The organism is Geopsychrobacter electrodiphilus DSM 16401, from assembly GCF_000384395.1.
Taxonomy (GTDB): Bacteria; Desulfobacterota; Desulfuromonadia; order Desulfuromonadales; family Geopsychrobacteraceae; genus Geopsychrobacter; species Geopsychrobacter electrodiphilus.
This window is the reverse complement of record NZ_ARWE01000001.1, coordinates 1,670,906-1,696,046: the sequence shown is the minus strand read 5'-3', so window position 1 is coordinate 1,696,046 and position 25,141 is coordinate 1,670,906. Positions and strand designations below refer to the sequence as shown.

Annotated in this window: 26 protein-coding genes; 5 read left to right on the top strand and 21 right to left on the bottom strand. The window is 49.4% G+C overall.

From position 1 onward, the window contains the following. Positions 1–46 precede the first annotated feature (46 nt). The 3 genes from D888_RS0108030 to pta all read right to left on the bottom strand — a co-directional run bounded on the left by D888_RS0108030 (position 47) and on the right by pta (position 4,239). Entirely contained in the window at positions 47–1,765 is a 1,719-nt protein-coding gene (locus D888_RS0108030) for a GspE/PulE family protein (RefSeq protein ID WP_020676035.1), read from the bottom strand. A gap of 15 nt (positions 1,766–1,780) precedes the next feature. Further along, entirely contained in the window at positions 1,781–2,989 is a 1,209-nt protein-coding gene (locus D888_RS0108025) for a type II secretion system F family protein (protein WP_020676034.1), read from the bottom strand. A gap of 248 nt (positions 2,990–3,237) precedes the next feature. Next, positions 3,238–4,239: a phosphate acetyltransferase gene (gene pta / locus D888_RS0108020; RefSeq protein WP_020676033.1), complete on the bottom strand. Its 1,002-nt coding sequence runs from the start codon at positions 4,237–4,239 to the stop codon at positions 3,238–3,240. Between the two features lie 209 nt (positions 4,240–4,448). On the opposite strand from pta, the gene D888_RS0108015 reads away from it, so the two are divergent. After that, a complete protein-coding gene (locus D888_RS0108015) occupies positions 4,449–5,345 on the top strand; it encodes an energy transducer TonB (protein WP_020676032.1) in 897 nt (298 codons plus the stop codon). 12 nt (positions 5,346–5,357) lie between these two features. Here the strand turns inward: D888_RS0108015 and gcvPB are convergent, their stop codons facing one another. The 9 genes from gcvPB to D888_RS0107975 all read right to left on the bottom strand — a co-directional run bounded on the left by gcvPB (position 5,358) and on the right by D888_RS0107975 (position 12,354). Then, positions 5,358–6,821, bottom strand: coding sequence for an aminomethyl-transferring glycine dehydrogenase subunit GcvPB (gene gcvPB, locus D888_RS0108010; protein WP_020676031.1), 1,464 nt, complete (start codon positions 6,819–6,821; stop codon positions 5,358–5,360). Then, positions 6,818–8,170, bottom strand: a complete 1,353-nt coding sequence (gene gcvPA, locus D888_RS0108005; protein WP_020676030.1) for an aminomethyl-transferring glycine dehydrogenase subunit GcvPA — start codon at positions 8,168–8,170, stop codon at positions 6,818–6,820. Before gcvPA ends, gcvPB begins: the two co-directional genes overlap by 4 nt. 77 nt (positions 8,171–8,247) lie before the next feature. After that, complete coding sequence (gene gcvH / locus D888_RS0108000; RefSeq protein WP_020676029.1) at positions 8,248–8,631, bottom strand: glycine cleavage system protein GcvH; 384 nt, start codon at positions 8,629–8,631, stop codon at positions 8,248–8,250. 27 nt (positions 8,632–8,658) lie between these two features. After that, a complete protein-coding gene (gene gcvT, locus D888_RS0107995; RefSeq protein ID WP_033423235.1) occupies positions 8,659–9,741 on the bottom strand; it encodes a glycine cleavage system aminomethyltransferase GcvT in 1,083 nt (360 codons plus the stop codon). Between the two features lie 115 nt (positions 9,742–9,856). Next, positions 9,857–10,711 (bottom strand): bifunctional methylenetetrahydrofolate dehydrogenase/methenyltetrahydrofolate cyclohydrolase FolD, encoded by an 855-nt coding sequence (folD, locus tag D888_RS0107990; protein ID WP_020676027.1) that lies wholly within the window; start codon positions 10,709–10,711, stop codon positions 9,857–9,859. Positions 10,712–10,907: 196 nt separating this feature from the next. After that, positions 10,908–11,153 (bottom strand): FmdB family zinc ribbon protein, encoded by a 246-nt coding sequence (locus tag D888_RS23585; protein WP_083928811.1) that lies wholly within the window; start codon positions 11,151–11,153, stop codon positions 10,908–10,910. Positions 11,154–11,220: 67 nt separating this feature from the next. After that, positions 11,221–11,526 carry a DUF167 domain-containing protein gene (locus D888_RS0107985; RefSeq protein ID WP_020676026.1) on the bottom strand — a complete coding sequence of 102 codons (306 nt, stop codon included), beginning with the start codon at positions 11,524–11,526 and terminating at the stop codon, positions 11,221–11,223. Next, positions 11,526–12,047: a DivIVA domain-containing protein gene (locus D888_RS0107980; protein ID WP_020676025.1), complete on the bottom strand. Its 522-nt coding sequence runs from the start codon at positions 12,045–12,047 to the stop codon at positions 11,526–11,528. The genes D888_RS0107985 and D888_RS0107980 overlap by 1 nt, the downstream gene beginning before the upstream one ends. A gap of 19 nt (positions 12,048–12,066) precedes the next feature. Then, positions 12,067–12,354, bottom strand: coding sequence for a YggT family protein (locus D888_RS0107975; RefSeq protein WP_020676024.1), 288 nt, complete (start codon positions 12,352–12,354; stop codon positions 12,067–12,069). A 236-nt stretch (positions 12,355–12,590) separates the two neighbouring features. On the opposite strand from D888_RS0107975, the gene D888_RS0107970 reads away from it, so the two are divergent. The 4 genes from D888_RS0107970 to D888_RS0107955 all read left to right on the top strand — a co-directional run bounded on the left by D888_RS0107970 (position 12,591) and on the right by D888_RS0107955 (position 16,170). Further along, positions 12,591–13,640 (top strand): 3-deoxy-7-phosphoheptulonate synthase, encoded by a 1,050-nt coding sequence (locus tag D888_RS0107970; protein WP_020676023.1) that lies wholly within the window; start codon positions 12,591–12,593, stop codon positions 13,638–13,640. 10 nt (positions 13,641–13,650) lie between these two features. Further along, positions 13,651–14,835, top strand: a complete 1,185-nt coding sequence (gene hgcA, locus D888_RS0107965) for a mercury methylation corrinoid protein HgcA (RefSeq protein WP_020676022.1) — start codon at positions 13,651–13,653, stop codon at positions 14,833–14,835. Positions 14,836–14,850: 15 nt separating this feature from the next. After that, entirely contained in the window at positions 14,851–15,144 is a 294-nt protein-coding gene (gene hgcB / locus D888_RS0107960; protein WP_020676021.1) for a mercury methylation ferredoxin HgcB, read from the top strand. Positions 15,145–15,240: 96 nt separating this feature from the next. After that, on the top strand, positions 15,241–16,170 hold the full coding sequence (locus tag D888_RS0107955; RefSeq protein ID WP_020676020.1) for a diguanylate cyclase: 930 nt from the start codon (positions 15,241–15,243) through the stop codon (positions 16,168–16,170). Between the two features lie 213 nt (positions 16,171–16,383). On the opposite strand, the gene D888_RS21040 is transcribed toward D888_RS0107955, so the two are convergent. Genes D888_RS21040 through D888_RS0107910 form a run of 9 tightly spaced genes read right to left on the bottom strand, consistent with a single transcriptional unit; the run spans position 16,384 to position 25,126 of the window. Then, complete coding sequence (locus D888_RS21040) at positions 16,384–17,910, bottom strand: 4Fe-4S binding protein (RefSeq protein ID WP_020676019.1); 1,527 nt, start codon at positions 17,908–17,910, stop codon at positions 16,384–16,386. After that, positions 17,910–18,821 carry a DUF362 domain-containing protein gene (locus tag D888_RS0107945; protein ID WP_020676018.1) on the bottom strand — a complete coding sequence of 304 codons (912 nt, stop codon included), beginning with the start codon at positions 18,819–18,821 and terminating at the stop codon, positions 17,910–17,912. Before D888_RS0107945 ends, D888_RS21040 begins: the two co-directional genes overlap by 1 nt. A gap of 9 nt (positions 18,822–18,830) precedes the next feature. Beyond that, positions 18,831–19,427: a glycine betaine ABC transporter substrate-binding protein gene (locus tag D888_RS0107940; protein WP_020676017.1), complete on the bottom strand. Its 597-nt coding sequence runs from the start codon at positions 19,425–19,427 to the stop codon at positions 18,831–18,833. 21 nt (positions 19,428–19,448) lie between these two features. Next, complete coding sequence (locus D888_RS0107935; RefSeq protein ID WP_020676016.1) at positions 19,449–20,282, bottom strand: right-handed parallel beta-helix repeat-containing protein; 834 nt, start codon at positions 20,280–20,282, stop codon at positions 19,449–19,451. Further along, on the bottom strand, positions 20,282–20,581 hold the full coding sequence (locus D888_RS21035) for a DUF3467 domain-containing protein (RefSeq protein WP_020676015.1): 300 nt from the start codon (positions 20,579–20,581) through the stop codon (positions 20,282–20,284). Before D888_RS21035 ends, D888_RS0107935 begins: the two co-directional genes overlap by 1 nt. Positions 20,582–20,594: 13 nt before the next feature. Continuing rightward, complete coding sequence (locus D888_RS0107925) at positions 20,595–21,629, bottom strand: MSCRAMM family protein (RefSeq protein ID WP_156826968.1); 1,035 nt, start codon at positions 21,627–21,629, stop codon at positions 20,595–20,597. Further along, the gene (locus D888_RS0107920; RefSeq protein ID WP_020676013.1) at positions 21,626–22,978 is read right to left on the bottom strand and encodes a NosD domain-containing protein; all 1,353 of its coding nucleotides are present in this window, start codon (positions 22,976–22,978) and stop codon (positions 21,626–21,628) included. The genes D888_RS0107925 and D888_RS0107920 overlap by 4 nt, the downstream gene beginning before the upstream one ends. Then, positions 22,959–23,984, bottom strand: coding sequence for a carboxypeptidase regulatory-like domain-containing protein (locus D888_RS0107915; protein WP_020676012.1), 1,026 nt, complete (start codon positions 23,982–23,984; stop codon positions 22,959–22,961). The genes D888_RS0107920 and D888_RS0107915 overlap by 20 nt, the downstream gene beginning before the upstream one ends. After that, positions 23,981–25,126 (bottom strand): right-handed parallel beta-helix repeat-containing protein, encoded by a 1,146-nt coding sequence (locus D888_RS0107910; RefSeq protein ID WP_169513275.1) that lies wholly within the window; start codon positions 25,124–25,126, stop codon positions 23,981–23,983. Before D888_RS0107910 ends, D888_RS0107915 begins: the two co-directional genes overlap by 4 nt. Between the last annotated feature and the right edge of the window lie 15 nt (positions 25,127–25,141).

Sequence of the window (25,141 nt, the reverse complement as noted above, 5' to 3'; positions counted from 1 at the left end):
ACGGCGGACCTCAAGCCCGATAAAATTTCTGCCGAACACGATAATTTCAGTCCTCCGCAAAGGTCACACGATTAATCTCGCGAACAGTCGTTTCGCCGGCAAGTAGCTTGTTGATTGCTGCCTGCCGAAGGAAGATCGTGCCGTTCTCCAACGCTTTCTTCTTAAGCTCGGAAACAGGACGTTTATTAACAATCATTTCACGCAGAATATCATTCATTTCAAGCAGTTCAACAATAGCGCTCCGGCCGTGATATCCGAGGCCATTACATTCCTTGCAGCCTGCCCCTTCATAAAGCTTTTTCCCCACGAAACGTGCAGGATTAAGTCCGGCTTCACGTAACTGCTCATCACTATAGCTGACCTCATGACGACAATGCGTACATATCTTTCGGATCAAACGTTGAGCCATGACACAGTTCAGACATGAGACAAAGCTATAGGGGTCGATCCCCATGTGCATAAAACGGCCAAGGACATCGAACACGTTGTTGGCATGAACCGTGGTGAAGACCAAGTGTCCGGTCAACGCAGACTGTACCGCAATCTGGGCGGTTTCTGGGTCACGAATCTCGCCGACCATGATCTTGTCAGGGTCATGGCGTAAAATTGAACGCAGCCCTTTGGCAAATGTCAGCCCTTTTTTCTCATTGACCGGGACCTGGACAACGCCTTTGACTTGATATTCGACCGGGTCCTCAATCGTTATAACCTTCTCTTCGCTGGCGTCAATTTCAGAAAGAGCGGCATACAAGGTCGTAGTTTTGCCGCTACCGGTCGGCCCGGTGACCAGCACCATACCGTAAGGCTCACGGATTCTGGCTCTGACTCTTACCCGCTCACGCTCCTCAAAGCCCAGAACTTCCAGGGTCAGACCCTTCATGTCAGCTGCAATGGATTCTTTATCGAGAATCCGGATTACGGCATCTTCGCCAAAAATGGTTGGCATGATTGAAACCCGAAAATCGATCGATTTATCACCCAGACGAACCTTAAAGCGACCATCCTGCGGAACTCGCCGTTCTGATATATCCAGTTCGCTCATGACCTTGATCCGCGAGATTATCGGCGATTGGAAACGACCATCAATAGTTTCGTTTGCTTGATATAGAACACCGTCAACCCGATATTTAATAACGACACCGTCACCAGTTGATTCAATATGAATATCGCTGGCACGTTTCACCAACGCATCGTAGAGCGTCGAATCAATCAGACGAATAATTGGACTGGTATCGGCCGTTAATTTTTCGATCGAAAGGACTTCGTCTCCCTTGTCTGTCTCCTTGATCAACTGCAGCTTGAAGTCTTCTGATGCCTCACGCAGAACCCTCTGAGAGCCCTCCCCCCTTTCGAGCAGTTTTTCGATCTGGGTGCGTGCTGCAATCTTGAGCGTAAGAGTAAGACCCAGCTGCATTTCCAGAGCGTCAAGCATTAAAACGTCCGTCGGATCTGACACGGCAATCGACAATGTGTCGCCCACGCGCTCAAGCGGAATCAGCTTCTTCTTCAAAGGCAACCCGGCAGGAAGAGACGCCATCAAGTCCAGGTTAAGGGTAATATCTTTGAGATTAATGTATTCAAAACCAAATTGTTTGGCCAGCGCCTGTGCAAGCTCGTCTTCAGTGAAAAACCCTTCCACGAGCCCGGTTTCACCAAAGTTTTTCCCGGTAATCGGAAGCTTCTCAAGCAGCATGTCGACTTCAGCTGAAGTGATTGTCCCCATCTCAACCAGGATATGCCCAATTTTTTTTCGTTCGAATTTCATCGCCAGTGGTTGTCCTTACCTGACCGTCTGCCCCATCTGAAAGATGGGAATATACATGGCCAACACAATCAAACCAATCATAACCCCCATAACCATCATAAGGATTGGTTCAATCATAGTAGTTAATTTAATCAGTCGCTTCTCAACCTCGGACTCATAATAATCGGCAACATCTCGCAACATTTCATTCAAAGACCCTGTTGTTTCACCCACGGCAACCATGCGCAGGGCGATCGGCGGAAAGAACTCGGTACGCGTCAATGATTCTGAAAGCGACGTCCCCTCCTCAACACGTTGGACAGCAACAGCCAGTTCCTTCTCAAGGCAACGATTATTCAAGGTTCCGCGCGACATGGTCATGGAAGGAACCAGGGGGGTCCCGCTCGCCAGGGTCGTTCCAAGCGTGCGGGTAAAGCTGGAGATCGCATAATCACGAGCTAATGAACCAAAAAAGGGGAGCCGCAAAAGGAGACGATCTATAAAATATCGACCACCCATTGAACGCATAAATCGCCGGAAAAGAAAGACCCCTATGATCACACATAAAATCAGCAACGGTAAGAAGCTGGACAAACCATCAGCAAAAGCGATTAGTAAGCGAGTTAAGAGGGGGAGCTCAATATTGGCATCAGCAAATATCTTGGTGAAGTTTGGTACCACATACAGCAACATGAAAAATAAAACAAAGCTGGCTAACGTTGTCAGCATGATCGGATAAAACGCGGCACTACGAATTTTGTTGCGGATCACTTCAACCCGCTTTTGATAATCAATAAACCGACTGATCGTTACCGGCAGGTCACCGGTTTTTTCCCCCGCGCGTATCGAAGCAATATAAAGATGGTTGAATATCTGGGGATACTTGGAAAAAGACTCGGAGAGCACGCTCCCCGCCTTTATGTCTTCTCGAACCTCACCTAAAACGTCTCGCAGGCTGCAGGCTTCCATCTGTTCAATCAATGTTTCAATCACCTGCAGGATCGGCAAGCCCGAACGGATCAAGACCAACAATTCCTGGTTGAACGACAAAAAACGAGCCCCTGTCATGCGGCCATGCCGATGTCCGGAGCCAATCGTCTGGCCAAAAAATTGACGACGTACATGAAAGACGAAAAAACCCTGTTCTTCGAGGTTTTGACGCAGGGCCTCACGACTCGAGGCGTCGAAAGACCGTTCTACGATACGCCCATCGGCCGTGCCTATTTTACAAAAGAAATTCGCCATAGCCTCGAATATTACCATAATCCATAAAAAAAAGAATCTCTTAACTAAAGAAGATGACAGTGTTTTTTACAGACCTCCCTTTTCGTCAGGTGATATTTTTTTAAGCTCAAACAGAGCTCAAAGTTGATAAATCCATTCCAGATTTCCCGAAACAGAGCCCCGCCTATGGTAGGAGCGGGGGATGATCAATATGCCATTCCATTACGTCAAAGCGCCGAATATAAATCCAGGCGTCAAAATGCGAAAAATCAACCTTGTGCCTGCACAGCGGTTATCGCAGCAACATTAACAATGTCGATGACCGAGCAACCCCGTGACAGGTCATTAACCGGCTTGGCCAACCCCTGAATGATAGGTCCAACTGCTTCAGCACCGGCAATCCGCTCGACCAGCTTGTAACCGATATTCCCGGCATCCAGAGTAGGAAATATCAAGGTGTTTGCCCTTCCCGCGACAGGGGAGCCCGGGGCTTTCTTTTGGCCAACCTTGGGCATAAGAGCAGCGTCCGCCTGCAATTCACCATCTATCGCTAAATTCGGGGCCAGTTGCCTGACAATCGCGAGAGCTTTTATAACCTTGTCGCTATCTTCGTGACTGGCACTTCCTTTAGTGGAGAAACTGAGCATTCCGACCCGAGCTTCAACCCCCAGAAAACTTTTGCAACTGGAGGCGGTACTAATAGCAATCTCGGCCAGAGCCTGAGCATCAGGATTCGGATTGACAGCGCAGTCGGCAAAGCAGAGTACGCCATTTTCACCGAAATCAGGGTTTTGGGTAACCATCAGAAAGACTGAGGAAACGGTCTTCATCCCCGGAGCGGTGCCGACGACCTGAAAGGCTGCCCGCAATACATCTCCGGTAGTATTGAACGCACCGGCGACGGCCCCCCCGGCGTCCCCTTTACGCACCATCATGGCACCAAAAAAAAGGTTATCCGTGCCGGTTAAAAGTTCCAGCGCCTGCCCCCTGGTTAAACCCTTTTTTTTACGAATCTCGACCAGTTCATCCGCATAGCTATCCAGCAGAGCAGAATTCGTTGGGTCAATCAGTGTGACACCTTCAAGTGACACCTTAAGTTCGATAGCTTTAGCCTCTAATTTTGCGACATCTCCAAGAAGGACAGGGATTGCCAGGCCTTCTGCCGCAATCTGCTCTGCCGCCTCCACCATGCGGTCATCATAACCTTCAGGCAGCACCACGGTCTGCAGGTTTTGTTTTGCCTTCGCTTTAATTTGGTCAACAAGATGCATTTTCTAACCTCCGTTCGCGTACTAAAAATGTCTCAACCTTATGCCTGAAAAAGGCGACATCAAAAAATGATCACGTTCAAATTCTGCCAGATAGCGTCGTTTATAGCCAAAGCCCCCTTCAGGGGTCAATGACTTAATCTTCCCCTAAGTCATAAAGAGGCTATAATGCCGCTGGAAGATGCATATCAACACGGGTATACTCGACAAACATGAAAACCAACTTCAGCAAACCATTGCGTAAAAAATCGAATTTATTTGGCTTATTCCTGCTCGTATCGATGCTGCTGCACCTACTTGCAGGATTCGTGTTGCAGAATAATTTATTTACCCCCCACCCCGAGAAAAAAACCGATGAGACCCTCGTTGCGCTGCAAGAACGCAAAAATTGGCTCGAATTAGATCAGAAACCGCTGAAAGTTGCGGAAGCCCCCCCTAAAGAAGCAACTCATATCGCCGAAGCCAACCAGCAGGTTAAGCAGGAGACTGCCCCCAAGGCGACCGACCATCGTGATCAGAAACGAGTCATCTCGCAAAGAGAACAACCAGCTCATTCTTCACCTAAAAAACAACAACCTCAGGTCAAGGAGACACAGCCATTTCCGCAGGACAACCGGACTGGAGATATCCCTCTAACTGCAGCGAAACCCATGCTACGCCCAGAAATAAATTTACCCGATTTAAAGAGTTTGACGAATCTCTCGCCCCTGACTCAAGCACGACTGGACCGGCAGCAAGACCGCCCCGAGATTCAACTAAAAGGCGATGAGGTCTGGCTTAATCTGCGCGAGGACGATAAATTAATCTCATTTTTCCGCAGGTTCCGAGATCGGATCGAGGCTGTATGGAACTATCCGGCTGAGGCTGCGAGCAAAGGAATTCAAGGGACCCTTCTGATCAAGATAGTCGTCAATAAAAAGGGGGAGCTGCTTGATGCGCTCCCCCTGGAGAGTTCAGGCTCTGATATTCTCGACTACGAAGCGATTCAAGCCATTTACCGCGCTGCCCCGTTTGGTGCGTTACCGAGCTACTACAAGTATGACCAGCTAAAAATATATGCGCATTTCCAATATAATCTGAGCCGGTCTTTTATTTACGGCCAGCCCTGAAATCGAGGCACCTCACCCAACCCGGCTATCCCACTTCAATTTCGGTTTTCGAGCTGCCTGGGTCTCGTCAAGTCTTCGGGTTCGCGCATTGATCGGCGCCTCGTGTAACAGATGAGGGTTCGTCTTTGCCTCTTCGGCAATGGCAATAAGCGCGTCACAAAACTCATCGATCTCTTGTTTGCTCTCAGTCTCTGTCGGCTCAATCATCAATGCACCATGAACCACCAGAGGAAAATAAATCGTCGGAGGATGATACCCGTAATCTAAAAGACGCTTTGCGATATCCAGCGTATGACAATCGTTCGGTAGCCCTGCGTCACTGAAAACGACCTCATGTAATGACCGCTGTTTGTACGGAAGATGATAACTCCCTTCGAGACGTGCTCGGATATAGTTGGCGTTGAGAACAGCCAATTGGGTTGCTTTTTTAAGTCCCCGAGGCCCCATTGCCAAAAGATAAGCGTAAGCACGCACAAGAATTCCGAACTGACTGGCAAAGGTCCGCAAGCGGCCAATCGAATGTGCTCGATCGGTCTCGAGCCGGTATGACGTCCCCTCTTTAACGATTACCGGGATCGGCAAAAAGGGCTCAAGGGACTCACTTACGCCAACGGGACCCGCACCGGGGCCGCCGCCTCCATGAGGGGTGGAAAAGGTTTTATGCAGATTAAAGTGCATAACATCGATCCCCAGATCGCCCGGACGACACGCACCCAACAGCGCGTTGAGATTGGCGCCATCGCAATAGACCAACCCCCCTCGGCTATGGACCAGTTCACAGATTTCTCGGATATTTGTTTCAAAAAGCCCCAAGGTATTCGGATTTGTCACCATCAGCGCAGCGACATCATCATCCATAGCCGTGGCCACCGCTTCAACGCTGAGCACACCATCCGATGCGATCGGCACCACCTCATAGCCGCAGAGCGCTGCCGTGGCGGGGTTTGTTCCGTGCGCCGTATCCGGAATCAACACCTTGTGCCGTTTATTACCTCGCGCATGATGCCAGGCATGAACCATCAGCATCCCGGCAAATTCACCATGAGCGCCTGCCGAAGGCTGCAGGGTCAGGGCCGGGAACCCGGAAATTTCGCAAAGGGCTTGCTGCAATTCATACATCAACCGTAGCGATCCTTGTGACAGATGGTCTGGTGTTGCGGGGTGAAGGTGAGCAAAACCTGGTAATCGCGCCACAACTTCATTGATTTTCGGATTATATTTCATCGTACAGCTACCCAAGGGGTAGAAACCGCTGTCAACCCCGTAATTCCAGGTTGACAAGCGCGTATAATGCCGAACCACGTCGACTTCGGAGAGTTCGGGGAAGCCCTCAATTGAATTGCGCAACAGGCCACTCTCGGGTTGGGTCGCCGGCACATCAAGCACTGGCAGGTCATAACCACAGCGACCGACGGTTGAACGCTCGAAGAGCAGGTTTTCGTCGAGAATTAATCCCTTGCTGCCTATGGCACTCATGCGGCACCTCCATTAAGCGCAGAAACAAGTCCATCAAGCTGAGCCCTGTCATTCTGCTCGGTGACGCAAATCAGCAGACCATTCTTGATTTCGGGATAATCATCCAGCAAACTGATTCCTGCCAGAATTTTTTGCTGTTCAAGACGCTGCAAAACTTCGGCAGCAGGCTGTGAGCAGGAAACAACAAACTCATTGAAAAATGGGGCTGAAAAAGGAAGAGAATACCCGGGAAGAGCGGCAATCTGTTCGCGCAGATAGGCTGCGCGAGAATAATTATCCCGCGCCAGCTGAGGCAGCCCGTTTTTCCCCAGCAGCGCAAGGTAGATACTGACCATGACTGCACAGATCCCCTGATTTGAACAAATATTTGAAGTCGCCTTTTCGCGGCGGATATGCTGCTCACGAGTGGCCAGGGTCAGAACAAATCCGCGTTCACCATCTTTATCAACCGTTTCGCCGACCAAACGCCCCGGTAGAGAACGCATATCCTGCTGGCGTGCGGCGATAAAACCAACACCGGGCCCACCATAGGTGAGAGGCAGACCGAAACTCTGCCCTTCGCCGACGACAATGTCAGCACCCAGTTCACCGGGAGAACGATAAAGCGCCATAGCCAGAGGCTCTGCAGCAGCAACGAGCATCCGTGCGCCTGAGCTGTGCGCTAATTTAGCCAGGGCATCTATCTCTTCGACCACACCCAGATAGTTTGGATAACCGACCACCAGGGCCGCGACATCAGCAGCTAATAATTCAGCGACCAATTTTTCATCAGTTTGACCGTCAGCCCTTAGTGGAACTTCTATCAACTCAACGTCTAAATAACGCACATATGTCGCGATAACCTCGCGGTAGCGTGGATGGACTCCGCGCGATAGAAGTATTTTGGTGCGGTTACGTCCACAGCGTAGCGACATCAGGACCGCTTCAGCACAGGCTGAAGCGCCGTCGTACAGGGAAGCATTTGCGACATCAAGCCCCGTCAACTGGCAAATCAGTGTCTGGAATTCGTAAATAGCCTGCAACGTCCCCTGACTGATTTCAGGTTGGTAAGGGGTGTAAGCGGTATAAAATTCACTTCGGCTGATCAGATGATCGATAACCGCAGGAATATGATGATCGTAATAACCACCGCCTAAAAATTGACTCCAACTGTCATCCGCAGCGTTCGCTGCGGCCATACTCTGAAAGCGACGCAACAGTTCCGCTTCGGCAAGTGGGCCATCCAAATCAAGAGCGCGCGGAAGACGACAATTTTCCGGGATACCAATAAACAGTTCTTCAAGCTGCTCAACACCTATGGTCTTAAGCATTGATTGAATTTCGAGGTCACTGTGTGGGAGATAACGCATGAAAGTTCCTCACTGAAGGTAGCGCAAAAAAAAACCGGCGGCGCTTGCATGCACCGCCGGGTTTATGTCTTGACCCATTACTCTTCTTCGACAAAATCCTGGTAATCGGAGGCATCCATTAACTCTTCAAGCTCGGAGGGATCATCAGGCTTGATTCGAATCATCCAGCCGTCTTCATAGGGAGAGGTGTTAATCATTTCCGGCGCATCAGGCAATTCAGTATTCACTTCAACAACCTCGCCGGCAAGCGGCGCATAGATATCCGAGACGGCCTTGACCGACTCAACTACACCGAACGCTTTGCCGAGTTCAACCCGATCGCCAACTTCTGGGAGCTCAACAAATACCACATCACCAAGTTGATCCTGGGCAAAATCGGTAATACCGATACTGACGAGATCCCCTTCCAGCAGAACCCATTCATGCTCTTCGGTGTACTTTAACTCTTCAGGAAAATCCATTTTCTCCTCCATGCAAATTTAGGGGTATCAGACAAAAGGGAGTTTAACTTTTTCAGCAGAGACTTCACGCCCACGGATCACAATCGAAAAAGATTCATCGCTCGCAGCAACATTGGTGTCAACCAGCGCCAGAGCAATCCCCTGTCGTGAACTCGGCGACATGGTGCCGCTCGTAACGACACCGACATCCCGACCGGCAAGACGCACAACATATTGTTCCCGAGGGACCCCGGGTTGCGTTAAACGCAAGCCGATTAACTGGCGGCGGATTCCTCCAGACTTCGCTTTGAGAAGCGCACTTCTCCCGCAAAAATCGGACTTTTCCAACTTGGTGATCCATCCGAGTCTTGCTTCAAGTGGCAGAACCTCTGCACTCAGTTCATGTCCATAAAGGGCATAGGCTTTTTCAAGCCTCAGAGTATCTCGGGCTCCCAAACCGACAGGAACCAGCCCATAGGGTGTCCCCTGTTCCATCAACTTCTGCCAGAGCGATTCAGCATCTTTCGGCTGACAATAAAGTTCGAAGCCATCCTCACCGGTATAACCCGTGCGTGAGATCAGCATAGACAGCCCGGCGACATCCGCAGTGCAGAAATGATAAGTCTTGAGTGAAAGCAGGTCAGCAGAAGTCAGGGAACTCAGGATTACCGCGGCGGTGGGGCCCTGCAGGGCTAACTGGGCATAATCAGCACTGCGGTTAGTTAATTGAAAATTACCGTTTTTTTGAGCCGCGAGGCTCTGCAGCCAGGCAAAATCCTTATCAATATTGGCAGCATTGACACAGAGCATATATTTTTCAGCGGCGAACCGATAAAGCGTTATATCATCGACAATCCCGCCGTCGGGATAACACAAGGCACTGTACTGCACCTGACCATCAACGAGCACGGACAGATCGTTGATACTGGCATACTGCAAAAAAGCAAAGGCGTCGGGGCCGCTGACTTCAAACTCACCCATGTGGGATACATCGAAAAGACCAGCAGCACTGCGCACTGCCAGATGTTCAGCAATCACCCCGGTGTACTGCACCGGCATATCCCATCCGCCGAATTCGACCATCCGAGCTCCAAGATCGCGATGTACCTGGTTCAGTACTGTCTTTTTCACGCGGACCTACCCTCCTAATCGTAAAAAAAAATCAAACTCTGCGAAGACAGACTATCAGTCCACCAATGAAGGACCAAAGAAGTTTTTTCAACAACAGAGATTTTGTCAATCAACCTCAGCCATTAGCGCGCCGTTTGGCGCTTTCCAGTGTATTGAAGAGTAGCATGGTGATCGTCATAGGACCGACCCCACCAGGAACAGGAGTGATCGCCGAAGCCCGCTTACTAGCAGCTTCAAAATCGACATCGCCAACCAATTTCTTGTCACCGACCCGGTTCACCCCGACATCAATAACCACAGCACCCTCTTTGATCCAATCCCCTTTGACCATTGCGGGAATCCCTACGGCGGCAATCACTATATCGGCATCTGCTACTTTAGCCGGCAGATCAAGCGTCCGAGAGTGACAGATTGTCACAGTGGCATGTGCGGCAAGACACATCAAGGCCACTGGCTTACCAACGATATTAGAACGACCAACAACCACAACATTTTTCCCGTTTAAATCAACCCCGGTCTCTTCCAACATCTTCATAACACCATAAGGGGTACAGGGTCTAAACAGTGGATTTCCGGTTACCAGGCGGCCGACATTATAAGGATGAAAACCGTCGACATCCTTAGCCGGTAAAATCGCCTCAAGAATATTATTTTCATTGATATGTTTTGGCAGCGGAAGTTGCACCAGAATACCGTCGATCTGCGGATCGTCATTAAGCTTTTCAATTACGGCAAGCAAGTCGGCTTCAGATGTTTCGGCGGGCAGCTTGTATTCATCCGAGAAAATACCGCATTCAGTACAGGCCTTCTCTTTCATTGAGACATAAACCCGGCTGGCGGGATCGTCCCCCACTAAAACAACAGCCAAACCCGGGATGATCTCTTTTGCGCGCAAATCTGCTGATTCAGCCTTGATCGCAGCACGCATCTTTGATGCGATCGCTTTACCATCAATTATCTTTGCTGCCACGTCGTCTCCTTTAATTATATTGAGTAAGTAGAACCACCTAAATCTGGATGACGCTAGAAAAAATATAGGATAGCAGCCATCATGTAAAGCGTCTCGGGCAGCTTTTGTACCCGGGATGTTCAGCACTCCAGATTAAAATAAAAAAAGCCCCAAACAATTTGATATTGTTTGGGGCTTTTTTTATCAAAAAAGACCATTATCCATTTGACGACTTGGGGCAACCGCTACAGCCACCACCCTCACCTCCTGAGCAACTGGGGACGGTATTATTGTATCCCTGCTCATACCAGCCGCCACCCTTCAAAGCGAAACCGGCGCGGGAAATCTGCTTGCTAACCCGTCCTCCACACTCACGACAGGCAACAAGTGGGGCATCAGAAAACTTTTGACGGGCCTCGAAAACGATCCCGCAGGATTCACATTCGTATTCATATATGGGCATTTCAATATCCTCCGACTCAAGAATCTTCTATACAGCGGCGGGATGTTACGGCTCTGACATCAAAAAGTCAAGAACTGGAAAGTTCGGCCATTAAAATAACGGCAACACTCTGTGGATCGAGCCCATGTAACAAGATGCGCTTTTGACGCGCCTTGTCCCCAGAAATCAGCTCAATATCCGACTTGGACAACTTGAAAAGTTTTGCCAGATAGTCACAGCAGCACTTGTTTGCAGAACCCTCCACCGGAGGGGAAGTTAATTTCAGTTTGAGCCTTTCGCCATGCAATCCGACGATCTGGTTGCGGCTGGAACGAGGCTGAACATGCAGGCTAAGAACCGTTCCTTTGGCATGTGCCTTAAGACAGTCTAGCATCAGCGATCAAGTTCAAGGGGTCGCTGCATGCGTTGAGTTGCGAGGAGCGGCGCATCTTCTTCGCATTCCTCAACGGTGAAGGTCTCCATGTCCAGTAATTTAAGATGACCATCAACCATCGCCCGCAAACTGCTTTCAAAAGAGATTTTCTGACGTTTAATCTCCTGGATTTCACGTATAAGCTGAAGACGCCTTTCATCGGCGCTACGGACAATCTGCTCACCCTGCATACGGGCATCGACCATGACCAGCTCAGCTTCTTTTCGGGCGGTATTCTTAAGCTCTTCTGTCACCTGCTGCGCGGTCATCAGGGTCTGTTGCAGCGCCTGCTCACGACTCTTCATCTGGTCAAGAACCGTTCGGGTCCGAGCGAGAGCTTCTTTTAATTCGTTATTCTGCTTATGCAGGGACTCCAGTTCATCAGCGATCATCTCAAGGAATTGATCAACCGCGCTCGAGTCATAACCAAAGACGCGGGTTTTAAATCGATGTTGCTGAATTTCTATCGGAGTGATCTTCATTGCAGGCTCATATTTCGCGTTAAAAGGTGTTGCCGAGGCTAATCAGCATGTTCACCAAAAACCCCTGCAGAAGATAAAGTAAAAAAATAAGTATCATCGGACTAAAATCGATGGCGCCAGTCGAAAAAGGGAGTAATTTGCGCAGCCGATAAAGCGCAGGATCTGTGGCATTATGCAAAAAACGCACAATCGGGTTATAGGGGTCAGGGCTAACCCAGCTGACCAGTGCACGGGCAACCACTATAAAAATATAGAGGTTGAAAACAAGGTCGACCAGTCGTGCCAAAGCAATAAAAACGGTATTCATTCGATCAAACTCCATCCACTGAAAGTTGCTGTAATCCCTTGAGTTTATACTGAGATTGGAGCGTTTAGTCAAATCAGGTATTTAGAAGCAACAGCTTGAGCTTATAAAAATAGTAGAATCGACCGGAATGACTCAACTATTCCCGTTAAAATCTGCCGGGTAGTTTTGACTTTGACCCACAAAAAGAGCTAATCTGTCGCGCCTTTAAATTTTCATATCCTTGACGGAGTGACCAAATGGTACAGACCAACAATCTCAATATTCATAAAGTGACTCCTATTATCGCACCCTCGGATCTGAAGCAGGTCTTCCCCTTAACGGAAAAGAGTGCTCAACTTGTGTACTTTTCACGGGAGAAGGTCAAAGCCATTCTCCATGGCCAGGATCGACGTCTTATGGCAGTTGTTGGCCCCTGCTCAATTCATGAACCGCGAGCTGCCATAGAATATGCCCGTCGCCTGGCCGTCTTGGCCAAAGAAGTTGAAGATCAGATCTTCATCGTGATGCGCGTATATTTTGAAAAGCCACGCACAACGATTGGCTGGAAGGGATTGATAAACGACCCAGACCTCGACGGCAGTCACCGTATCTCAAAGGGCCTGGGAGTTGCGCGCAGGCTTTTTTGTGCCATCACTGAACTCGGTTTACCGATTGCGAGTGAAATGCTCGACCCGATCACCCCTCAATACCTTTCGGATATGATCAGCTGGGGCGCTATTGGCGCTCGTACAACGGAATCACAGACTCATCGTGAAATGGCCAGCGGTCTCTCCTTTCCGGTTGGATTTAAAAATGGCACTGATGGTGGCTTGAATGTTGCCACCGATGCCATGAGTGCCTCTTTGCACGAGCACAGTTTTCTCGGGATTAACTTTGATGGGCGCACCTCAATCGTTCATACCCGCGGTAATCCGGATGTCCATATCGTGCTACGCGGCGGGAACAGTGGGCCCAATTTCCATCCCGAGGCTATCGCCGAAACTACCGAACTACTCCAAAAAAGCAATCTGCCAACTTCAATTATGGTCGACTGCAGTCACGCTAATTCTAACAAGGACCATACCCGTCAGGGAGCCGTTTTAAGTGACGTCATTGACCAGATTCTTGCCGGCAATCCAGCCCTCAATTCGGTTATGATTGAAAGTAACCTTGAGGCTGGCAACCAATCAATTCCGGCAGACTTAAGTCAGTTGCGCTACGGGGTCTCTATAACGGACAAATGTGTTGATTGGGCAACCACTGAAGAGATGCTGAGATCTGCGCGTCAGCGTCTGGCCACCCGCTGAAGGCAGCAACATGACTGAAACAGAAAACTGTTGCACTCCAAAAGTAGCACCCACCGACAGCTGTTGTCCTGTAAATGCGCCCGACACCGTGCAAAACTGCTGCCCCCCGAAGTCCGGTAAACAATCCTGCTGTCCGCCTGTGGCTGATCACAGGAAACCAGAGTACAAGCTTGAAGGGTTTATAGAAAACTGGCTGGATACGCCCATTGGAGAGATCCCGGTCGTTGCACGCAAACTCAACCGGGTTGATCAGTTTGGACGCATTGCCATGCGTTGGGGCATTGGTCGTAACCATTATGCTGTCGCTCCCGGAATTTATGCCGTCGGCACACCAGATGCGGAAGCTGAAGTTCTGATTTCGGCCAACTATAAACTGAGTTTCGACGTTCTGCGTAGATCATTGGGCAGCATCAATGCCTGGATCCTGGTAATTGATACCAAAGGGATTAACGTCTGGTGCGCTGCCGGCAAGGGAACGTTTGGCACCGATGAGATTATCCGCTGCGTTAAAAAATTTCACCTCACAAAACTGGTTACCCACCGACGCCTGATCGTTCCTCAGTTAGGCGCCCCGGGAGTTGCTGCCCATCTGGTAAAAAATGGGTGCGATTTCAATGTTGTTTACGGCCCGGTCAGGGCTCAGGATCTTCCTGCCTTTTTCACGTACAACCGGCAGGCGACACCGGCGATGAGACGCGTCAACTTCACTCTTTTGGACCGCATTGTTTTAACTCCGGTTGAAATTACAATTCTTTACCGTCAAATTTTCTATACAGCATTAGCTCTCCTGCTGCTGGGGGGCATCGGTAGTCAGGTCTTTTCTACCTCCGCGGCTTTGATTCGTGGTGGTAGCGCCATCGCGACGGGATTTTCGGGGCTTGTCGCTGGAGCAGTCATCACTCCGGTTCTGCTGCCCTGGCTTCCGGGCCGGGCATTCTCCCTCAAAGGTATTTGGACAGGATTGGCGATAGCCATTCTTCTGGGCGGCAGTCTTCTCCCCGATGCCGGGAGCACGATCCATATCGCGTTACTATTACAGGTGACGGCTATCTCAAGTTATGCGGCAATGAACTTCACCGGTTCCTCGACCTACACATCGCCCTCTGGAGTCGAAAAAGAGATGCGAATCGCAATCCCCTGCCAGTTAATTGCGGTTGTTATCGCACTTGGACTCTGGCTGTGGACCGCCTTTTAAACAGGGATAATGACGATGGCTCATCAAAAATACTTAAAGAACGTTGTGACCCTCAAACTTGAGCAGGAGAAATGCGTCGGTTGTGGGCTTTGTGCTATCGTTTGTCCACGGGCCGTTTTCAAGATCGAAGATGATTTAGCCTGGATCACCGCACTGGATAACTGCATGGAATGCGGTGCCTGCGTCGGCAACTGCCCCGTTGGAGCAATAACGGTCCACGCTGGTGTTGGTTGTGCCAGTGCCATTATTCATAGTTGGCTCACCGGAGACGAACCCAGCTGCGATTGCGGTGGAGGTGGCAACTGCTAACTAGGCGTACTTTGCTTAACTTTTTTATTAAAATAATCTCTATTTATTCTTCGCGTCCTATTGATATTTACGCATAACGTTAAATTAAGGCCAGATATGGAACGCACACTTCTGATTATCGATGATTCTGCAGCTATTCGTCAGCAAGTAATGGAAACCATAACCCAAAACCACCTGTTCCAAAGGGTCTTGCAGGCGAACAGCGGTGTTGAGGGGTTCAAGCTGCTGGTCAATAATCATGTCGATGTTATATTGTGTGACATTGAAATGCCCGGAATCGATGGCTTGAAGTTTCTTGCCCTGCTCCAGTCTCGTGAGGATTTAAATGACAAACCTGTGATCATGCTCACCAGCCATGACGATGTTGCTTCTAAAGTCCGTGGGCTCGAGAGTGGCGCAAGTGATTATATTATAAAACCGTTCGAACCAGCAGAGCTTATCGCCAGGCTCAAAGTACATCTGCAACTCAAAACATTGCAGGATGAATTACGCCGCAGCAATCGCCTGCTGCTTGAACTTTCTCAAACAGACCCCCTGACGCGCCTGTGCAATCGACGTTCATTAACAGAGATGCTTGAAAATGAGCTCAACCGCTGCCAACGGAATCTATCCCCCTGCGCCCTGATCATGTGCGACATTGATCACTTTAAGAACGTGAATGATAAATATGGTCATCAAGCCGGGGATGAGGTCCTGATTCTTGTCGCTGATTTGCTGAGGGAGCATTTGCGCCCCTACGATCTGGCGGCACGCTATGGAGGAGAGGAGTTTTGCCTGGTTCTTCCAGAAACGAATCTTGCCCATGCCGCCGAGGTCGCTGACCGGATCCGCCAGCGCATTGAAAATTACCATTTCAGCGGCAACCTCGGTCCGCTCAAGTTGACAATTAGTCTAGGCGTTGCCGCCGTTTCAGGAGATAAATTAAAATCTGAAGATGAGTTAATCAGAATGGCAGATGAAGCTCTCTATCTCGCTAAAAATAATGGCCGCAACAGGGTTGAAACAATTCAATCCCCCTGCCCCTGAGACAAACTGTCCCCCGCAATAACTTCAGAATAGTCGAACGAAACAGGCCCTTATTCACCGATATCGTCACTTTAATTCATGAGGGCGGCAGCTTTAATGAGTGGAATTTCCCCAAATCTCCACCCCCGACATTGCCTGAGATCTTGTTCAAAAAGTACCCAGATTGGCACTCTTTCACGATCCCGCAAATCAAGGCCAGAGAACTAATTGCCATCACAAAAGGCCCTGCGGAGCTCTGCTTTCACCTTCACTGATAATCATAATTGCGCTACGACCGGCCACAGGACAACGGGTTTCGCAGATGCCACATCCGATACAGAGCTCTTTTAGCACACGCGGTTGCAATAGGTCCCGCGCTTCACTTTCAACAAGGTCCTTGTGGCGATCAAACGTGATCGCTTTTTTACCGGTGGGACAGTGCTCCTCACAAACCAGACATTCCTGACCACGCGCAAATGGCAGACAACGATTTTTATCAATAACGGCCAAACCGATTTTTATTTGGCGTTTTTGCTTAATTTCCAACGATTTGATTGCCCCTGTCGGGCAGACCTGCCCGCACAGGGTACAGTCATATTCACAATATCCAAGTCGCGCCACAACCACAGGCGACCAAAGCGAAAAAGCCCCGCCTCGCAATAAATCCGGGTGCAATGCCCCGCCAATACAAACCTTCATGCATTCACCACAACGGATACAACGACGTAAAAACTCGGACTCTCCAGTAGCCCCTGGAGGGCGGATTAAATCATTGCGATAGCTTGCGCTCAGCGGTGCCGCGGCAGCGAGAGGTGCTAACATAACCCCACCAACTGAAGCAGCCAGCAAGGTGCGCCGAGACAGGTCAAAACGCTTTTCCCCCCTCTTGCTGAAGTGAAATTTCACCCGCTGATTCGGGCAAAAATCGAGGCAGTCGAGACAGCGGATGCATTCTGCGGCATGACTTGAATCTGCGGCCGATGCCCCCATGTAACACTGAAGAGAACATTGCTTGCAGTCGGAACAATCGGACTGAGGAGTTCGTTGCAATCGGCTTGGTTGCGAACAAAGACCGAGCAAAGCGCCGAGCGGGCAAAGATTGCGACACCAGAAACGAGGTTGTAATCGTTCGAGTAGAATAACCGCTAAAAAGACGAAGGCTGTCAAAATCGTGAGCAGAAAAACAGGTTGTCTGAAAGCCAGCAGATGATCACGAAAGAAGGGATAAACAACATCAGCTGTGGAGCTTATCAGCGGAAGTTTCGCTTGATAGAGCCAATCAAAGGTCGTGTTAGCCAGGAGGTTCCACACCGGATTAATAGCTAATGTAAGGCTACGTAAAAAGATACTCAGAGGGTCAAACAAGCCAAACAGTTGCAGGCCGCAAAGACTCGCTAAAGTCAAAGCCGAGAGCAGGTAGTATTTAAACTTCGGCCAACCAGAGAATCGACTTTGAGAACGGCGTAAAGGAGCCCCTAAAAAGTCGAGCAAAGAACCTAAAGGACAGAGCCAACCGCAAAAAAATCGTCCGAAAATAATCGTCAAGACAAGCAACAGAAATGCTGGCCATAGCAGAATAAAGTCGGTTTTACCTGAAGCAAAAAACGCGGATACAAGAGCCAGAGGATCGAGACGAAAGAGTAGGCTGACGGGATAGGCTAGTTCGTCTGTCCCACGATATTCTGTTTGCAGGAAAAGCCAACAAAAACCCAATAAAGTCAGGCTTTGAACTAAAATTCGCCATTTACGACTGAGAGACATCAGAGCCGCTGAACCCGGCTCAGATCGATTTCGCCAAGACCTCTCCGATAACCAGCAACGATCGTTTCGATCTGATCTGGTTGATAGCCGAAGAGGGTTGAGGCAAATGCATCGGCTGTCACTACCTGAGGCGATGCGATCAGAGTGTTTCTCACTTCAACGTCCTCAAGACGCCCGCCCTGCGGTCCGTTTGCTACAAGAATACGGGTCGCATCGATCAAGGTTAAATCAGAGTGGATGACGGTATTGATATCCGCGAGAGCTTCGGCGATCTTGCTATGCAGCATACCGCGATTCCCGCCAATGACTCCCATCAGGTTTTTCATTCCAAGAGTCAGGGTTGAAATGGAGTGATGTTTGGCTATCGGAAGGTTAATTAGCCGATCGGCCTCAAGCGCTGGCAGATAAAATGACCACCGATTGATAGCCTTACCTTGGGAAATTTCGAGTTCTTTATACGCGCGCCGGTCCATATATACAAGCTCTGCCTGTATCGAATTGAGGTCTGAAATGGCCTGTTGAATGCCACTACTGACATAACAGCGGCGTGGGTCATTACAAGTGCGATCAAAAAGTTGAACCTTTTTAGCTCCAGCTTCAAGACAAAGACTCACAACCGTTTTGACGACAAGCGGATGTGTATTTGCCGCCAGGTCAACCCCGCGGTCCCAGCCAATATTCGGCTTGACCACCACGGTTTCACCTGGTTTGACAAAACGCTCCATCCCTCCGAGGGCGGCGACTGTCTGACGCACAAGTTGGGGGATATCTTCCCCGGTTCGCACTACCAGAACGCGATCCTGAGCAGCATAGACGGCCCTTGGCAAAATAAGTTGCGGGATAGAACCGGCCACCGCGGCCAGGCATGCACTGCGTAAGGACTGGAAAATAAACTGACGACGGTCGAGCATAGACAATACCTAAATCAGGCGATTGTTCTTGAGAAAACCATGAGCGACCTGCTTCGGCTGGACTCCCGAGGCAGACTCCTTTTCTAACAGCGCAATAGTCTGCAAGTCGATTTTACCACCGAGTTTATTAATCAAGCGGGCCAAAGCCGGGAACTTTTTCAGGGTGTCTTTGCGGACAACTGGGGCCGCTTCAGCCGGCAAGGAGACGCCCAGACTCTGCGCTGCATCAAAACCAAAAGGTTTCAGCCAGATAAGATTCAGATCCTGATTGTAGCGATCCTTAACGGAGTTATAAAGGGCGGTTGCATCCTTCAGCGGTTGTGCTTGCAGAATCTGTGTTTGACTGACTCCGGTGTATTCAACAAACATGTCAATATCGGCCTTCAGCAAGGCTGCATGCGCATCAGCGCTGTCCTTAAAGGGCACCACCTTTACTGTCGTACCGGTTCGTTCGCTGATCAGCTCAGCGATAATGTTGGCAAGAACCTCCTGTTGAACCGTACCGGAGGTCCCAATTTTAAGCGTTTTTCCGACACAGGCCGAAACGTTTACGACAGAGCAAAACAATAACAGGAGCAACACCAATACCGAGCTCACAATTTTCATAACCTTACCGACTCCTTTTCCTTAAAACTCCGTTACTGGCTTATTCAAGGGCTCAGTCCCAGAAACCAGGCCTAACGCACGATCTTTACGCTGATCAAAAACTGTCTCAACCGAGAGACCGCTGACATCTCCCCACCAGTTGCGAGGAAAGTCGAGCGGGTGTTTTTGTTCGAGGCCCATTTTTATTTGATAGGGCCGGTTTTCGACAATATCATTCTGCTCAAAATGGGTCCGCCCTGCGCCACGGGTGACGACAAAGACCCCGATCTGATTATTACTGATCCTGTTTTGCCGTATAATCCCACGTCCTCCTCGTTCTTCAAAGCGAATACCATGCCGATTGTGATGAAGAAAACTGTGTCGAAGCGTAATATTCGCAGTCGAAAAACGCACCCCATCCACATTATTACGAAATTCACTCGAGGTAATTAGCGCGCGACAAAAATGAATCTGGACCCCGCTGTAAGCATATTCTGAAACCAAATGTGAAATTTCGACCTGACGCGCATAATCAAAATACAAAAATTTCCAATCCCCCGGTTTAGGCTCAGGCTCACCGCTGGTCAGTAAAATGGGCCGTTCGATCGTTCCTCGTGCCTCAAAACTCCCTTCAACAACAAGTGCTGCGTCACCGATCCCATCACCGTCAAGATCCATGCGCTTAAAAACAAGTTTAGTTCCGGGTAAAAGGGTTAAACTTCCCTCACGAGTAACCCGAACAACCCCGGAGATATAAATATCCCCCTGCCAGACCTGCGCGTCGGAAATCACCAGATCGGAAACTTCAAGGGGTCTTAGCGGCGCGCAGGAGACAGCCAGCGACAAAAACAGAAGGGTTAGAAGAAGATTTTTCATCAATGGTAAGGACTGACATCCTGCTTTATGAGGGTGTTTTCTATTTTAATTTCTCCAAAAGTCTGCTCGTAACGGTCGAGATTCTCCTGCAATGCACGTAACAACCGTTTTGCATGCCTCGGTGATACGATCACGCGGGAGCGAACAGTGCCCCGCAACTCTTGCGGCTGAACATAAATTAGATCGAGAGTGACCTCGGTATCAGTATGATTTACGACAGCAAGATTGACGTAAATGCCCTGAGCGACATCGTTCTCCAGTTGAATTTCAAGTGCAGGCTTGGATTTACTAGTGGACATGAGAATTCCCCTGTTAATCAAGACGGATCGGGGTCGCCTGAATCACGACCGGATCATTATTTCCAACGACAATCTGCAACCCATGATCAGCACGACCGGAATAAAGACCAAAGAGTTCCCCAGGAGCGGGCGAATCGCCATATGCTTCACGAGCACCAACATAGTAAATACCCGGCTCACGGAAACTGACCTCAAATTGACCGTCAGCGCCTGTTTGTGCACTTAAAACGTCCGGTCGCTGATGTCCAATCACAGGATCGCGATACGCAAAAAAATGTAGGTTGGCCAGAGGCTTCCCTGAAATATCGACTATGCGTCCCGCCAATTTGATCGGGCCTGGGCGATCAGGAAGTGCTCCTTTTCGGGAGCCTGATTTACGTTCAACCATCGGCAGAGTGACAACGGCCGTCCTCCCGGATTTCAGACTTATCGGATTGCCTGCATAAACACCCATAAAATCACCATCAACCAAAGGCCCTACAGGTTCGAGATTCTGCCTTTTGCGCACCACCAAAAAGTAATTACTTTCCGGCAAGCCATCAAAAGCAAAAAAGCCATCCGCACCGGTACCAGCCGAGTGCCGATACCCCTGGCCCTTCAGATCATCTGCGACATCAAGATACAGCGAAACAAAAGCGTCTGATATCGGTTTACCCTCAAAAGTAACTACACCCTCAAGGGAAGCCGTATACTGGTCATCATAGACTGAAAAAACAGGATCAGTCACCTCAACAGCCTGCAATCCAGCCCATACCCGCAGAGAGCCGACCTGCAGAGGATTCCGCCCACAAAAGGCGAAGTAGCGACCATCCTTCGAACGGGCATAAAGCGCGACAAAACCAGGGGGAAGGTCCAGGCTGAATAAACCCTCTGTATCAGTTGTTGCTATAGAACCGAGCGGTTTCCCCGAGGGGTCAAGATCGGAGTAAGCTTGAACCTGCATGCTGGCGAGAGGCTTTTCGTTTAAAACTACTCGGCCTTCGACCTGCGTCGCCATGACGCTACCTGAACAACAAAGTAAAAACAGTATTGCACGTATAATGTTCATGGCAAGAGTCCTGCCCCAGGCACAGGCTCCAGCAGAATCGGTTTGAATTTAATTATATCAAGTTGATAACTGTCAGGACCAAAGTCAGTATAAACGACTGATGGCTTATCCCTGCGATCATAAAAGAAATTTAAATTTTGACCGTTTGCCGCATTCTTGAGCGCGCTGGTCTGGTCACCCCACCAGTTATCAGAAAGGTCAACAATATCGGTATACTCGGTCGGGGCCTTACCCAGCATGGCATTTTTGCTACCGCGTGCCTGAGCATTTTTCATGACCAACTTTTTGGAGCCTGAGCGTTTTTCCCAATCGGCACTCTGGTAAATCCCAAGGTGAGCACCTTCGCCAGTTTTTTCGAAATTATTCTGATGGACAAGGGGATAGGACGAATAATCAACAAACAGTGCAAGTTTATTCTCGACAAAACTGTTCAAATGAACCCTGGGATTTGACTTGCGGTTATTAAAGATAGCGGTTGCGTTTTTTTGAAACAGATTATTTTCCACCAGCGCAGAGCCGAACTGATCGTTCTGCAGAGCCGTCTTGTTTTTAATAAACCGGTTATTTTTAACGACAGGGAAGGAAAATGAAAAATTAACCTGAGCGTATTCATTATTGACGAAAAGATTCTCCTCGACCACCGGAGTGTTTTGCGTCTGATAGCAGTAGAGACCAACCCGATTATCAAGAAAACTATTTTTGCGGATCTTGTCAGGATATTGCTGTAAAAGGCTTACACCCTGTTCATTTTTGGTAAAGGTGTTGCTCTCGATCAGCCCGCGACTACTATTTGATGCAGTAATGCCACTCTTTTTTTGCCCACTGAAACTGTTACCGACAACCCTGGGCGCCGAACGCATCTCTATCCCCAGCCCCAGGCCATTATCGACAAAGTGATTATTAATGATTTCAGCGCTCGATTCCCGCAGCAGCTTTATCGCGACATCACAATCAGTGAATGAATTATTGTTAATTTTTGGCGATGTGGCGATAATTCCCAGAGCTTGAGCACAGTCTTTAAATTCTGCAAAACTGATCCGGCTCCCAGGCCGGGCTTCTACAAAACTAATCCCCTGCCAACCTTTAACTGTCTTGAAAATGACCGGCTTTTGGGCGGTTCCATCAACTAGGAGCTGACCCTGTACCGAGATAGTCGCAGCAATATTGGATACCTCGATATGCGTCCCGGGGGCGATGCGCAGTGTCCCGGTAGCCGTTACCTCGACTGGGGCTGTCACCTTGACGGTCCCTTGCCACAGGGTGTCTGCGTCAATCTTCATGGGCTGCGCCATCACCAAAACTGGCAGAAAAAGCAAGCCGATCAGAAGTTTAAGGATGCGGGACAACATTAATTCGCACCTCTCTGCTCATTTGAGAATCTGATAAAACCACAGCTTCCCCATGATTCATTGTCAGTTTGCCGTATAACTCGCCGGTTTTAGCGGGACCACCGAGTTCCTGACGGGCCAGCAACCAGTACTTACCCGTTTCGGGAATCGAAAGTCTGAACTGTCCATCTTCGCCGGTAGTTGCAGAGATATAAGCCGGGGTCCCTGTCATTTTATTACTGCGATAAGCAAAAACCCTCAATCCGGCCTCGGGCTGACCTTTAAAACCGACAACTTGACCTGAAATGCCGACAAATGGGGCACTCGAGTCCTCTTCCAACATCGACAACCGGGTAATGGTCTCCAGCTGGATGTTACGTTGCTGGTTCTTATCAATATGGATCGGGTTCCCATAGTAGAAATTAAAATAATCCCCGATTTCAATCGGACCATACTGTCCACCTTTTATCCGCTTACGCGCAAGGAGCCAATAGTCACCAGGGGGCAAAAACATGCGAAACTTTCCCTTTGCGACAGGCTGGAGAAACCATGCCGGTCCTTTAAAGTCAGTTTCGGTTGACTTGTAAACATAGAGATAGGTGCGCTCTAGCGGCTGACCCTGAAAGCTGATCTCACCCCATAGCCCTGAACGCTTTCCTGTCCGTGATTCGATGGGTTGGGGAATACGGATCAGATTAAAACCGACCTGACGAAAACCTGTTGCAGGAACCACAATCGGTGCCCCACTGTAATAACAGAAGTAGTCTCCAGGCTGGGACCCATTACCGGCGGTCAGATAATAACGTCCAGGGGGAAGTTCAAGTTGATAAGTACCGTCCTGTCCCGTTGGTCCCGAGACAGCAAACACCTTTTTTAACGCAATTGCATCAATTGAATGATAAGCCTTTATCGTCACTCCGGGGATCAACTCACCGCGCCAGGCAACCCGCCCCTTAACCCCTGAAGCGGCCAACAAAACTGACGGGAGAAACAGGAGACAAACAAAAATAAAGAGAAACTTTCTCATGGCAAACCCTCTGAAGAATAGGCATGGCTTCCGTAAGGACTCCAGCGAACCTGATCAAGTGGGAACTCCTGGCCGGACTCTTCAAAAAATGGCGTATCTTTCCCATCAACGATCCAGGGTAAATTCGCGGCCGCCCCCAGCTTCAAAAGTTCGTGCGTCTCGGTAGTCCCCCACCAATTTTGTCGTGCATCAATGGTTCCATCAAGATTGCGGGCGCGACGCTGTTCTTCAGTAACCTGCCCCTGTTTCTGTCCACCAAAAGCGCCTTGCCCTGATATCTGTTTCTGACGGGCACTTGCCCCTTTTTGCGTTTCCCAGGTGGAAGACTGAAATTCCAGAACCAGCGCTTTCCCGTTGGAAATAAAATCGTTGTAGTGAATCTGGGGATAGGAAGAAAAACTGATGTGGATCGCCTGATGGTTTCGTTGAAATTGATTCTTTTCGATCAGGGGATCTGAGCGACGGTAAAGTTTTATGGCCGTTACATTAGCATCAAAGACATTCTTTTGAACCCTGGGATTCGCTGACCGATCCACCATAATGCCAAGAGAATTCCCTTCAAAAGAATTATTAAAAACCAACGGATCACTTCCATAGTGAGAGATCATTAAGCCGGTTGGATTTTCGGTAAACCGGTTACCCGCAAATACTGCAGGTTTTGCCCGATAAATATATGCGCCAAATTTCCCCTGCTGGGTAAAAAGGTTCCCTTTGACCGTTGCGGTGGTGCCATCCTTTAAAAACAGGCCAACGCGGTTATTCTTGCGAAAAGTCGAATTCTCGACCAACGCCGCCGTCTTCTGACGTAATTCTATGCCGATCCGATTATTTTCAAGGGTTAACCTGCTGAACTGGGGCGCACCTCCAATGACCGTAATTGCAGTTTGTGCTCCAGAAAAGCGACAATTCATCAGCTTGGTCTCTGGACCGGTCCCTTTCAGGACCAGACCAGGCCAGTCCTCACCACTGAACGCGGCATCAGTTGCCTGCAATACACCTGAAACTTCTATCTCAAAGTTAGACTGGACATGAGTTCCCGGTGCAAGAATCAAACGTCCGGTTTTTTCAACGTGCAAGCTCTCAGAAAGCCGAACCACTCCTTGCCAATGTTCAAGCCCTCGAATAATTCGGGCCTCAGCCATCGAACTCCAAAAGAT